This is a genomic window from Kribbella shirazensis (assembly GCF_011761605.1).
Classification (GTDB): Bacteria; Actinomycetota; Actinomycetes; order Propionibacteriales; family Kribbellaceae; genus Kribbella; species Kribbella shirazensis.
This window is the reverse complement of sequence record NZ_JAASRO010000001.1, coordinates 4,147,824-4,160,617: the sequence shown is the minus strand read 5'-3', so window position 1 is coordinate 4,160,617 and position 12,794 is coordinate 4,147,824. Positions and strand designations below refer to the sequence as shown.

Genomic DNA, 12,794 nt, shown 5'->3' with positions numbered 1-12,794 from the left:
GGCGAAACGCACACCTGGATTGATCTGCCGGCACCGCCCGATACTTCCGGCCATGTCTCGAATGGCTGTCACCCGCCGCAGCTTCATGACCGCCACGGGCGCCGCCGCCGCGCTCGCGATGTCCGGTAGCCTCCCCGATCTCGTCGATGCGGTAGGAATATCGCACCGCACCGACAAAAGGCCGCTCTTCACCCTCGGCGTCGCGTCCGGCGACCCGCTCCCGGACGCCGTCGTGATCTGGACCCGGCTCGCACCCGGTCCGCTCGAACCGTTCGGCGGCATGGACGACCGCACGGTGGACGTCGACTGGGAGGTCGCCGAGGACGAGACGTTCCGCAGGGTAGTACGTCGCGGTACGGCGCACGCGCGTCCGGAGTACGCCCACACCGTGCACGTCGACGTCCGCGGGCTCCGTCCGTGGCACCACTATTTCTACCGCTTCCGCGCGGCCGGTCAGATCAGTCCGGTCGGTCGCACGCGGACCGCGCCGGCGCTGTCGGACGAGCCGGCCGTGACGATGGCGGTCGCATCCTGTCAGGCGTTCTACGACGGCTACTACACGGCGTACCAGGACGTCGTCCGCCGGGACCACGACGTCGTGCTGTTCCTCGGTGACTACATCTACGAGGTCGGCGTCGGCCCGACCGCGGGGATCCGCAACCAGTCCGTTCCGGCCGACTTCGCCGGCGAGATCTTCACGCTCGACGAATACCGCGCGCGGTACGCCCTGCACAAATCCGACCCCGACCTGCAGGCCGCGCACGCGGCGGCGCCGTGGGTCGTCACGCTCGACGACCACGAGGTCGAGGGCAACTGGGCCGGGTACGTTTCCGAGGACGGGATTCCGCACGACGACTTCGTGGTACGCCGGGCCAACGGGTTCCGCGCGTACTGGGAACACATGCCGCTGCGCCTCGACCAGTCGCCCGACGGCCCGTCCGTCCGCCTGCACCGTCAGCTCCGCTACGGCCGGACCGCCGACCTGAGCATCCTCGACACGCGGCAGTTCCGCGACGACCAGACGAGCACGGGCGGCTGGCTGCCACCGGACGAGGTGTCGACCGATCCGGCCCGCACCATCACCGGCGACGCGCAGGAACGCTGGTTGCTCGACAGACTCGGTACGTCGACCAGCCGGTGGAACGTCGTCGCGCAACAGGTCGCGATGGCGCAGCTCGACCGCAAGACCGGACCGGAACTCGAGCTCCCGATGGACACGTGGAACGGGTACGCCGCCTCGCGCGACCGCGTGCTGTCCGGCGTGCGCGACCGGGACGTGCGCAACTTCGTCGTACTCACCGGGGATCTGCATCGCAGTGTCGCGTCGGACCTGCGGGTCAACTTCGCGGACCCGTCCACCCCGGCGGTCGGCAGCGAGTTCGTCACCACGTCGATCTCGTCCGGCAAGGACGGTGTCGACGCCGATGCGACCGGTCGGGCGCTGCTCGCCGAGAACCCGCACGTCAAGTTCCAGAACGTCCAGCGGGGCTATCTCAGCTGCCGGCTCGACCGGACGCGATGGACGTCCGAGTTCCGCATCGTCGACCGCGTCACCACGCCCGGCGGTACGGCGTCCACCCGCGCCACCCTGGTCGTCGAGGACGGCCGCCCCGGAACCCATCTCGCCTGAACGGACCCTCCCATGCGTCTCGCCCGCTACCGCAGCGCCGCTCTGCTCGTCCTTCCGGCGGCTGTCCTCGTCCCGGCCCTGGCGGTTGCCAGCAGCAACAACCACGTCGAGATCAGCGCCACCCCGCAACCCGTCGAGGTCGTCCCGCTGCCGTGCTTCCCGTCCGGCAAGCTGACCCTCGGCATGACCAACACCGGCAGCAAACCAACCGTCGCCGACCTGCGCGTCTACGGCGACCCGGAACTCAGATTGTCCCGCCATCAGTTCTCCAGCTACCTGCCGGTCGACCAACTGGTGAAGGCTCCGCTCGAGATCACGGTCCCACGGGGCACGGCACCCGCGACCCACACCGTCGACCTGACCGTCGGCAAGGAACAGCTGAAGGTGCCGGTCGTCGTCAAACCCGTCCCGGCGCGGGACAACGTCCTGCTCGGCGAGCAGGCCGTCGCGTCCTCCACCCACGGCAACATGCGCCTGTGCGGCGGCGTCGACGGCAACGCCGACTCCGAGCAATGGGGCGCCAGCGGCTGGCACGACAACACCAAGGGCGTCTTCCCCGACACGTACGGCGTCGACTTCACCCACCCGACCACGGTAGGCCGAGTAATCCTGCAAACCCTCGACTCCACCCGCTACCCCGCGTCCGTCATGGGCCTCCGAGACTTCGACCTCCAGGTCCGCACCGGTAGCAACCTGTGGACCACCATCGAAGAGGTTCGTGGGAACAGCACAGGACTCCTGAACATCACCTTCGAGCCCCGCGCGGTCGACGCCGTCCGCTTGGTGATCCACGACTCCAACGACCACGGGTACTCCCGGATCGTCGAACTCGAGGCCTACAGCAGCTGACATTCAGACCAGCGCGTCCAGCGCGGCCGCCCGCCGGGCCCACCGCTCGGCGTCGGCCGCCCGGATGTCCTGCACGACCGAAGCCATCACACGCCCCGGCTGCACCAGATCCGTCTTGCTCGCCTCCGCGATGTCGCCCGCCCAGTCCGCCGGCACGCCACCGTGCCCTTGGAGAGCACCAGTGATCGCCCCGGCCATCGACGCGATCGAGTCCGCGTCGCGCCCGTAGTTCGTGCCTCCCAGTACGGCCCGCCGTACATCGCCCTCGGACACCAGGACGAAACCGAGCGCGACCGGAAGCTCCTCGATCGCCTTGGTGCGGCTCGGACGGCGGGCGTCCATCGACAGCTCACGGTAGTTCGGACCGACGGTGTCGTAGGGCTCGATCGCCTGACGCAGCACCGGAATCGCTTCCTCCCAGTCCGTCAATCCGGCGGCGGCCTCGGCGACGGCCTCGACGGCCCTCCGAGTGCCGTCCTTGGCCAGCTTCAGCGCCGCCTCGACCGCGGACCCGGCCGTTGCCCCCGGCACCATCGCGGCAGCGACGGCGGCCGCGAACACACCGGCCGCCTCTCGCCCGTAGCTCGACTGGTGCGCACCGGCGACGTCGAGCGCCTCGGCGTACGCCCCCTCGGGATCGCCCGCGTTGGCAATCCCGACCGGCGCCATGTACATCGCCGCACCGCAGTTCACGATGTTGCCGACTCCGGCCTCGCGCGGGTCGACGTGCCCGTAGTGCAGCCGGGCGACCAGCCACTTCTCGGCCAGGAAGACCCGCTGCAGCAGCAACGCGTCGGCCTCGAGCTCGGGGACCCACCGGGTCCCGTCGATCATCTTCGGCACCAGCGACTCGGCGACCGCGTAGGCGTCCAGGTGCGTCCGCCGTTCGTCGTACACCTCGACCAGCGCGTGCGTCATCAAGGTGTCGTCGGTGATGTGCCCGTCGCCCTTGTGGTACGGCGCGATCGGGCGCGCGGTGCGCCAGTCGTCGTACCACGGGCCGACGATGCCGGTCACCCAGCCGCCGTGCCGCTCCCGGATCGCCTCCGGGGTCCAGCCCTCGACGGCTCCACCGATCGCGTCACCGACCGCGGAACCGACGAGGACCCCGACCGCCTTGTCTTCCAGCCCCGTACTTGTTGCTTCAGGCATCAGCTGTTGACCTGGCCCCATCCGTCGTTCAGCTTCTTGCCCAGCGCCGCGAGGTCGGTCTTGTTCGCCAGGTACTCCTGGAACGCCGGCGTCGCGATCTGGTCCTTCCACTTCGGGTAGTTCTCGACGCTCTGGAACGGCGCCTTGGTCAGATCGGCGCCACTGGCCAGCGTCTGCTGCCAGCCGTTCTTACCGCCGGTCGCCTTCTGAATCGCGTCCCGGGCCGCCTGCGTGGTCGGGATCAGCCAGTCGCCCTGACCGACCGCGGCCAGGTTCTCGGCCTTCATGAAGTAGTCGATGAACTTCGCCGACTGCTCGATGTGCTTGCCCTCGGCCGGCACCGACAGGGTCTGCGGGTTCGCGGCCTGCTTCGTGCTGGTGCCCTTCAGCGGCGGCAGCACCTCCCACTGGAAGCCCTTCGGGGCCTCCTCGGCGATCTGCTGCGCGACGTAGTTGCCGGCCACGATCATCCCGTACTTGCCGGCGTAGAAACCGGGCAGGACGTCGGTGCCGCTCTGCGTCAGCGAGGTCGGCTCGATCGACTTGTCGTCGTACGCCATCGCGTGGATCCGCTTCGGCACCTCGAGCTCCGCGTCGCCGACCGTCGCCTTGGCGTCACGGCCGGAGCCGTCGAAGAACTTCGCGTCGAAGTTCAGGCCCAGGTTCAGCATCGTCGCGGTCGGGCTCTTCAGGCCCCAGCCGAGTCCGTACTTGCCGCCCGCGGTCAGCTTCTTCGCGTCGGCGGCGAGGTCGTCCCAGGTCAGCGCGTCACCGGTCGCGGTGATACCGGCCTGCTTGAGCAGCGCCGAGTTCGCGAACACGACGTACGACTGCAGCAGCGTCGGGGCGGCGTACACCTTGCCGTCCTTGGAGACCGTGTCCCAGACGCCCTGCGAGACGGCGTCCTTGGTTTCCTGGCTGAGGTACGGCGAGAGGTCCGCGAGGTACCCCTGGTTGATGAAGCCGCTGAGGTCGGCGGACTCGTCGTGGATGATGTCCGGCGCGGTCCCGCCCTGGAACTGCGTGACCAGCTGGTCGTGGACGGAGTCCCAGCTGCCCTGCACGTACTCGACCTGGATGTTCGGGTTGGCGGCGTTCCAGTCGGCGACGATCTTCTTGGTCGCGGCGACCGTCGTCTTCTGGAAGGCGAGGCTCTGGAACTTGAGCGTCACCTTCTCGTTGGCGGAACCGGAGTCACCGGAGCCACTGTCGCTGTTGCCCCCACAGGCGGCGAGCGTCACCAGCGCACCCGCCGCGAGCAACGCGGTCAGTACTTTCTTCTTCATCGGGTTGGTCGCGGGGATACCCCGATCCTCTGGACGGGGACGAACCGCGACTCCCTCCTTTCGGACATCAGGGACTGTCGGTCCCGACTGATTGGATGGATTCCATGTCCCGGTTCCGGCTGTACCCGACTGCTGCGCAACAGGCTGCGTTGCTGCAGCATTGCGAGCATGCCCGGTACGTGTGGAACCTGGCGCTGGAGCAGTGGTCGATGTGGACCCGCGACAAGGGTCCGACGCCGGGGTACGTCGAGCAGGCACGCCAACTGACCGAAGCACGCGCCGCGTTCGGCTGGCTGCGCGCCGGGTCGCAGACCGTGCAACAGCAGGCGCTGCGGGACTTCAACCAAGCCGTCAAGAACTTCTACGCACGAACCCATCGGCGTCCGACCTGGCGCAAAGCCGGACTGCACGAGGGATTCCGCATCGTCGGGTCGCAGGCCTCCCGGATCGCGAAACTGAACCGGAAGTGGGCCGGGGTCAACGTGCCCAAGGTCGGCTGGATACGGTTCCGGCTGTCCCGCGCAGTCCCAGACGCGAAGTCTTACCGCATCACACGTGACCGGGCCGGACGCTGGCACATCGCGTTCGCCGTCATTCCGCCGCCGCTCCCCGCCCCAGGCACGGGTGAGGTCGTCGGTGTGGACCGCGGCGTGACCGTGTCGGCGGCGCTTAGTACGGGGGAACTTCTGACGTGCCCCGTGTTGTCGGAGGCCGAACAGGTACGGCTGAAGCACCTCCAACGCCGCCTTGACCGCTGCCGTCGCGGCTCCAGGCGCCGTCAGCGGGTGAAGACCAACATCGCCAAACTGCATGCCCGCGCCGGCGACCGCCGCAGAGACTGGGTCGAGAAAACCAGCACTGACCTCGCCCGGCGGTTCGACGTGATTCGTGTCGAAGCCCTGCGCATCACCCAGATGACCCGTCGCCCTGGCCCCAAACCCGACCCCGAACGACCAGGGGCGTACATGGCGAACGGGCGCCACGCGAAGGGCGGTCTGAACCGAGGCATTCTCTCCAACGGCTGGGGGGGCCTGGTACGTCGCCTGGAGCACAAAGCGCTGGGGCGGGTCGAGAAGGTCAATCCCGCGTATACGTCGCAGACTTGCAGCGGCTGTGGGCATCGCACACCGGAGAACCGCGAGAGCCAAGCGGTGTTCCGGTGCGCAGCCTGCGGACACCGGGACAACGCGGACGTGAACGCGGCAATCAACATCGCGGCCGGACGGGCCGTCAGCGCACGCCGAGAGACGCCCGTACGGGTCTCGCTGAAGCGTGAACCTCAACTCACTACCTCCACGTAGTAGTTGGAATCCCCACCCGCGGGATGGGGAGGACGTCAATACCTCTCCTAACCTTTGACTGCGCCGCTGAGCAGGCCGGACGTCAACCGACGCTGCAGGAAGGCGAAGAACACGAGACTGGGTACGGTGGCCAGCACGGAGGCGGCGGCGAGCGGGCCGAACTGCACCTGGCCCTCGGCGCCGACGAAGCGGGCGAGTACCAAGGGCAGCGTCTTGAGTTGCGGGTCCTGGAGCAGGACCAGGGCGAAGAAGAACTCGTTCCACGCCGAGATGAACGTGAACATCGCGGTCGCGATCAGGCCCGGGCGCAGCAGCGGCATCACGATCGACACGATCGTCCGGATCCGGCCGGCGCCGTCGACCGAGGCCGCCTCCTCCAGTTCGCGCGGCACCGCGGCGACGTACCCCTGCAGCATCCACAACGCGAACGGGAGCGACCAGACCATGTAGACGATCACCACGCCAGGGATCGTGTTCGTCAGGTGCAGCGGGCGCAGGATCATGAACAGCGGGATCACGATCAGGATCACCGGGAACACCTGGCTGACCAGGATCCAGCCGTTCGTCAGCGGACGCAGTCGGCTGCGGAAACGGGCCAGCGCGTACGACACCGGGAGCGCGACGATCAGCACCAGGATCGTCGTGTAGATGGAGATCTGCAGGCTGTTGCCGAGGCCGCGGACCAGGCCCTGCTCGTTCAGCGCGTCGGTGTAGTTGGACACGTCGAAGTGCTTCGGCAGCAGGCTCGGTGTGATGCTGGCGAACTCCTGCGGCGACTTGAGCGAGCTAGAGATCAGCCAGAGCAGCGGGAAGCCGAGGAAGACCAGGTACGCGACGACGGCGACGTACTGGAGGACGCGGGCGGCGGGGCGCGCTCTCATGCCTCGCTCCTCAGCCGGTTCCGCAGGTAGAAGAAGAGGAACAAGATGATGATGACCACCATCACGTCACCCATCGCGGCGGCCATACCGAAGTTCCCGTAGCGGAAGGCCTCGTTGTAGGCGAACAGCATCGGGAGCATCGTCTTGCCGCCGGGGCCGCCGGCGGTCAGGACGTAGACCAGGCCGAACGAGTTGAAGTTCCAGATCATGTCCAGGCTGGTGATCGCGACGATCACGGTCTTGAGCTGCGGCAGCGTGATGTTCCAGAACTGGCTCCAGGCGCCGGCGCCGTCGACCGCCGCGGCCTCGTAGAGGGTGCGGTCGATGCCCTGCAGGCCGGCGAGCAGGGTGACGGTCGTCATCGGCATACCGACCCAGATACCGACCACGATCACGGCCGGGAGCGCCGTACCGAAGTCGCCGAGGAAGTTGATCGGGTGGTCGGTGAGGTGCAGCGTCTGCAGGACCTCGTTGACCGGGCCGTTGGTCGGGTGCAGCAGCAGGCGCCACATGATCGCGACGACGACCGGCGGCATCGCCCACGGGATCAGCGCGAGGGTGCGGGCGACACCGCGGAACTTCAGGTCGGTGTTGAGCAGCAGGGCGAGGCCGAGCGCGGCGACGAACTGCAGGATCGTGACCGACAGGGTCCAGATCACCCCGATCCGGAACGAGTCCCAGAAGAGGTCGTTCTGCAGGAGTTTGCCGAAGTTGCCGAAGCCTACGAAGTTGGTCTCGACGTTCAGCCCGGCGCGAGCGTCGGTGAAGCCGAGCGCGATGCCGCGGATCAGCGGGTAGACGCTCAGGAGCAGCACCGGCAGCAGCGCGGGCAGGAAGAGCAGAATCGCCTCCCGGTTCTGCTTCGGCTTCCCCGGCTTCTTCTTGACCTGCGGCGGCGCGGTCAGGGTCGCGGTCATGGGGCCTCCCGGTCTGGACTGAGGAGCGGAGGGAGCGCAGCGACCGGAGCGACGAGGGAAGACCGGGAGTCACAGCCCCATGACCCGCCGCGACGGAGTCGTGGCATCAATACCGTCATGGGGTGGACTTTCTGATGCTGAGCGACGGTTGTACGACGATGCGCCGGGGAGTCCGGTCGTTGTCCTCGATCCTTGCCAACAGCAACTCAGCCGCCCTACGTCCACGCTCGGCCGACCCGAGATTCACACTCGTCAACGGTGGGAAACTCTGCTCGGCCAGCTCACTGTCGTCCATCCCCACCACCGCCACGTCCTCCGGCACCCGCAGCCCCGCCGCCGCCAACTCGTGCATGACCCCCACGGCCAGCAGATCGTTCGCGCAGATCACCGCATCAAGCCCCACCGCGACCTCGGCGACCAGCAGTTCGGGGGCCGCCGCACGTCCTGCGGCGAAGGTGAAGTCACTTGCCTCGGCGGTGGCGACCGCCTCGAGGTCGTGCGCTTTGAGAGCGTCGGCGAAACCCTTGGCCCGGGCGGCGCCGGGCACCGTGTCCGCGGGACCGTTCAGGAAGGCGATCTTCGTACGGCCGCGAGCCACCAGGTGGTCGACGGCGAGGAGCATGCCCTTCGGGGAGTTCGCCCGTACGGTGTCGACGCCCGCCTTCGCCGGGACGTTACCGGCGACAACCACCGGCACCTCACACTCGCGGATCGACTTGACCAGGTCCTCGTCGACGCGCAGCGGGCTGATCAGCAGACCGTCGGCGTACCCACGCGCCATCCCCCGCACCAGCGCGACCTCGTCCACGACATCCGGCCCGGTCGTCGTCACCACGAGCCGGTAACCGGCCGCGGAGACAACCTCCTCGACGGCGCGCATCATCGTCACGTACACGGGGTTACCGACGTCCGCGACCGCCAGCGTCAACTGGAACGTCCGCCCGACCTTCAGCGACCGCGCCCGCGCGTCCGGCACGTACCCGAGCTCCGCGACCGCCCGCTGCACCCGCTCGACCATCTCCTCGGTGGCCGGCAACCCGTTCAGCACGCGCGACACCGACGCCACCGAGACCCCGGCCGCCCGGGCCACCCCAGCGATCGTCGGACGACTCACGCCGACCTCCTGTAATCGTTCTTGTAATCGTTTACAGCCCAGACAATAAGCCGCCACCCAAACCTCGTCAACACCACCTAGGCCCCCACTGCACCCCGCAACCGGACCGTGACCGCCGCCCCCAGCCCGACTTTGTGGCGGCGCGTGGTCAGCGTGTGAGGGGTGGGCCGAGGAGTTGGGTCTGGTGTTCGGCTTCGGTGCGGGCCATGGCCTCGGCGGTGGTGGGGTCGGCGAGCATGCGTTGGAAGCGGCGTTCGAAGCCGGCGGGGGCGAACAGGCAGAGGAGTCGTACGTCCTCGTCGCCGAGGTTGGCGAGGGTGTGGGGTGTGTTCTTGGGGGCGCAGGCCCAGGTGCCGGGGCCGCCGGTGGTGATCTCGTCGCCGAGTTGCACGGTCAGTTCGCCGGCGAGTACGTAGAACCCCTCTGCGTGCGTGGGATGCAGATGCAGCGGCGGGCCGCCGGACCCGACCTGGAGCGTCATCTCGACGACGCTCAGCGCGTCGTCGCTGCCCGAACTGTCGAGCAGCACGCGCAAGGTCTCACCGGCGGCCGGCCGAACGATGATGCCGCGGTCGAAAGTCATACAGGACTAGCTACCCGCTCGGTAGAAGAGCCACGCGTCCGCCATCCGTTGCGACTGACCGGGTGTGAACTCGGTGTAGCAGGAGTCGTAGGAGTAGTCCATGTAGTTGTGGATCGGGTCGAGCCCGGGCGCCTTGCAGGTGTCCTTGCCTGCCGGGCAGCCGGAGGTCGCCGTCTTCTCGGCGGGCGTGTCGTCGACGAAGTCGCCCTTGGCGCTGCAGCCGCCGTAGAACGTGTGCTCGAGGTTGAGCCAGTGACCGACCTCGTGGGTGGACGTCTCACCTTGGTCGTAGCGGCCCGCGTACGTGGTCGACGTACCGATGAACGACTCCCAGTCGACCACGACACCGTCGAGGTACGCCTGCCCCGGCTTGGTCACGATGTCCGGCAGGTACGCCCAGCCGAGGTAGTCGCCGGCAGTCGTCGAGTACAGGTTCAGGTCGCCAGGTCCACCGGTGTGCAGCGCCTGCTTCATGCTGTGCTCGCCGGTGCCCCCTGGGTTCGCGTAGAACCAGGCCGCGTTGTCGGTCCGCGTCACGCCCGCCAGCTTGAAGTGGAACCCGGTCTCCGCACCGCCTTCACCGCCGGCGTAGGTGTTGTTCAGTACCGCGATCTGCGCGCTGATCTGGCGCGCCGTCAACGCCCCGATCGATCCGTCGGTAACCACGTGGAAGTAGACCGGAACGGTCACTCCGAAGCCGGCCTTCGCCTTGCCCTTGGCCGAGGCCGGAAGGTCCTGCGCGACCTGTCCGAGATCCGGCTCCCGCGCACCACCCCGCGCGTGTACGACGCTTTCCTCCGAGACGCACTCCTCGTCCCCGGGCGGACCCGAGGCCTGGCTCTGCGTTCCGGTCAGTCCAGCACCCAGCATCGCCGCCACCGCGGCGATCCGTGCGGCCCTGCTCCACCTCATGTCTGCCCCCTCCTGACTCGCGGCCCCAGGCAGTTCGAACTCTAGGCAGCGACCGGGCGCGGCGGAAGGGATTCTACTCGTCGTCCTCGTCGGCGCCGGGGCGCTCGGCCCACGGAGTCTCCTTGGCGGGGCGGACGACGATGAGCTTGTCACCGGCGGCGAGGACCGAGACGTTCGAGTCGTAGTACCGGTGCACCTTGCCGTCGCGGACCACCGACACGACCCGGTCGGGTACGGCGGACGGCGGCTTCCCGACCTCGCGGCCGAGGACCGGGCGCTCGGCGACCTCGAGACCCTCGCCGTACGTGAGCAGGTCCTCCATCACCTCACCGAGGTTCGGGCTGACCGCGGACAGGCCGAGCAGCCGCCCGACCGCCTCGGAGGACGTGACGACGGCGTCCGCGCCGCTCTGTCGCAGCAGCGGCACGTTGTCCTCCTCGCGGACCGCGACCACGATGTGCGCATTCGGGTTCAGCTGCCGCACGGCCAGCGTCACCAGGACGGCCGAGTCGTCCCGGTCGGTCGTCACGATCACCTCGCGCGCGGTCATCACCTCGGCGCGCCGCAGTACCGTCCGGTTCGTCGCGTCGCCGTGGAAGGCGGCCATCTGATCGTTGCCCGCGTCACCGATCGCCGTCGCCCGCGGGTCGATCACCACGATGGCGTCGCGCTTCACTCCGTTGCTGATCAGCGTCTGCACCGCGGACCGGCCCTTGGTGCCGTAGCCGACGACGATGGTGTGGTCCTTCATCCGTTTCCTCCAGCGCGTGTCGCGCATGATCCGGCGACCCTCGTTGGCCAGCACTTCCAGTGTCGTACCGACCAGCACCACCAGGAACGAGATCCGCAGCGGCGTCACGATGAAGGCGTTCACCAGCCGGGCGGTCGGTGTCACCGGCGTGATGTCGCCGTACCCGGTCGTGGTGAGCGTGACGGTGGCGTAGTAGATGCTGTCGATCAGGTCGACGCTGCCGTCGTAGCTGTCCTTGTACCCGTCACGGTCGACCACCACGATCAGCACCATCAGCGTCAGCAGCCCCAGCGCGATCAGAAACCGGCTGAAGAGCTGAAAGAGCGGCGAGCGTGTGCTCGCGGGCAGGTTGACCAGCAGGCCGTGTGGATTGCGGCCGATGGGAAGGGGTGGCACGGTTCAGACGATATTGCACCGCGGGGCGATCCACCGCATGCGACAGGCTCCGGTCGGACAGTGCGACACTCACCATCAAACTGTCGCCGTCGCGGACGACCCTTGATCGCATCCGCAGCCGCTCCAGCGTCCGGAGCATCGCGTGGTTCTCCGGCTGCACCATGCAGACCACCCGGTCGGCGCCCAGCGCGCGGGCCTCCCCCACGACCTGACGCAGCAACCGCAGCCCGAGCCCCTGCCCCTGCCAGCCGTCCTCGACGAGTACGGCGACCTCCATCGTCGTACTGCCCAGCTCCTCCCACGGCGCCGCTGTCGCCATCCCGATCACGGCGTCCCCGACGGATGCGACGACCGAGACGCCACCGGCCGGCGCGGACAGGTGCCGCGCCGTACGGGCGGTGAGCTTCGGCATCGGAACGTGGTACCGCCGCGTGCGGCTCTCGTACGAGCACCGCTCGTGCATCGCGACCACGGCGTCGGCGTCCTCGACCGTCGCGATCCGCAGTTCGGGAACGGCGCTCCCGGGCCGCGGTCCTTCCGGTACGTCGAAACGCTCGGCCAGCCGCCCCGCGATCTCGACCAGTACGTCGGCCCGCGCCCACTCGGCGGGCGTGTACTCGTCGAAGCCCTGCAGATTGCCCAGCTCGTCGTCGACCGACACCGGGTCGTCGATCAGCCGCAGTACGGCGCGCAGGTACCGGGTCGGCGCGTCGTTGAGCACGTCGGCCTGGCACGGGCGGACCGTCGTACGGACGCACCCCGCCTCCGCGACCAGGGCGGTCAGGTCGGCGGCGGTCCAGCCGACCCCGGTGGAGACCACGAGCTCGTCGACGGCGCCTGACTCGGCGGTGAAGACCTCGAGGCTGAGAATGTTGATGTCGTCCGCACCACACCGTGCAGCGAGTTCGGCCAGCGCACCGGGCCGGTCGGCGAGTTCGGTCCTGATCTTCCAGAGCATGCGGACGCCCTCCCTCGTGGAAACGTCCTCCCACTCTGCGTCCGGCCTGTTGCCCCGCCGGGTC

At 68.5% G+C, this 12,794-nt stretch carries 12 protein-coding genes; 3 read left to right on the top strand and 9 right to left on the bottom strand.

What is annotated here, in order from left to right; all coding sequences use genetic code 11:
- Positions 1–52: 52 nt before the first annotated feature.
- Positions 53–1,630 carry an alkaline phosphatase D family protein gene (locus tag BJY22_RS20315; RefSeq protein ID WP_167209044.1) on the top strand — a complete coding sequence of 526 codons (1,578 nt, stop codon included), beginning with the start codon at positions 53–55 and terminating at the stop codon, positions 1,628–1,630.
- A gap of 12 nt (positions 1,631–1,642) precedes the next feature.
- Entirely contained in the window at positions 1,643–2,479 is an 837-nt protein-coding gene (locus BJY22_RS20310) for a discoidin domain-containing protein (protein WP_167209042.1), read from the top strand.
- A 3-nt stretch (positions 2,480–2,482) separates the two neighbouring features.
- Here BJY22_RS20310 and BJY22_RS20305 read toward each other — a convergent pair whose 3' ends face one another.
- Both BJY22_RS20305 and BJY22_RS20300 read right to left on the bottom strand, forming a co-directional pair.
- Positions 2,483–3,631, bottom strand: coding sequence for an ADP-ribosylglycohydrolase family protein (locus tag BJY22_RS20305; protein ID WP_167209040.1), 1,149 nt, complete (start codon positions 3,629–3,631; stop codon positions 2,483–2,485).
- Entirely contained in the window at positions 3,631–4,917 is a 1,287-nt protein-coding gene (locus BJY22_RS20300) for an ABC transporter substrate-binding protein (protein WP_167209039.1), read from the bottom strand. Before BJY22_RS20300 ends, BJY22_RS20305 begins: the two co-directional genes overlap by 1 nt.
- Positions 4,918–5,012: 95 nt before the next feature.
- On the opposite strand from BJY22_RS20300, the gene BJY22_RS20295 reads away from it, so the two are divergent.
- Complete coding sequence (locus tag BJY22_RS20295) at positions 5,013–6,218, top strand: RNA-guided endonuclease InsQ/TnpB family protein (protein WP_337758808.1); 1,206 nt, start codon at positions 5,013–5,015, stop codon at positions 6,216–6,218.
- Between the two features lie 47 nt (positions 6,219–6,265).
- Here BJY22_RS20295 and BJY22_RS20290 read toward each other — a convergent pair whose 3' ends face one another.
- From BJY22_RS20290 to BJY22_RS20260, 7 genes are all read right to left on the bottom strand, one after another.
- Positions 6,266–7,099 (bottom strand): carbohydrate ABC transporter permease, encoded by an 834-nt coding sequence (locus tag BJY22_RS20290; RefSeq protein ID WP_167209035.1) that lies wholly within the window; start codon positions 7,097–7,099, stop codon positions 6,266–6,268.
- A complete protein-coding gene (locus BJY22_RS20285) occupies positions 7,096–8,016 on the bottom strand; it encodes a carbohydrate ABC transporter permease (RefSeq protein WP_167209033.1) in 921 nt (306 codons plus the stop codon). The genes BJY22_RS20290 and BJY22_RS20285 overlap by 4 nt, the downstream gene beginning before the upstream one ends.
- 115 nt (positions 8,017–8,131) lie before the next feature.
- Positions 8,132–9,130: a substrate-binding domain-containing protein gene (locus BJY22_RS20280; protein WP_167209031.1), complete on the bottom strand. Its 999-nt coding sequence runs from the start codon at positions 9,128–9,130 to the stop codon at positions 8,132–8,134.
- A 148-nt stretch (positions 9,131–9,278) separates the two neighbouring features.
- The gene (locus BJY22_RS20275) at positions 9,279–9,713 is read right to left on the bottom strand and encodes a cupin domain-containing protein (protein WP_167209029.1); all 435 of its coding nucleotides are present in this window, start codon (positions 9,711–9,713) and stop codon (positions 9,279–9,281) included.
- Between the two features lie 6 nt (positions 9,714–9,719).
- A complete protein-coding gene (locus BJY22_RS20270; protein WP_202891193.1) occupies positions 9,720–10,625 on the bottom strand; it encodes a zinc metalloprotease in 906 nt (301 codons plus the stop codon).
- A gap of 73 nt (positions 10,626–10,698) precedes the next feature.
- Positions 10,699–11,649, bottom strand: a complete 951-nt coding sequence (locus BJY22_RS20265) for a potassium channel family protein (RefSeq protein WP_167209027.1) — start codon at positions 11,647–11,649, stop codon at positions 10,699–10,701.
- Complete coding sequence (locus BJY22_RS20260) at positions 11,621–12,730, bottom strand: GNAT family N-acetyltransferase (protein ID WP_167209025.1); 1,110 nt, start codon at positions 12,728–12,730, stop codon at positions 11,621–11,623. The genes BJY22_RS20265 and BJY22_RS20260 overlap by 29 nt, the downstream gene beginning before the upstream one ends.
- Positions 12,731–12,794 lie beyond the last annotated feature (64 nt).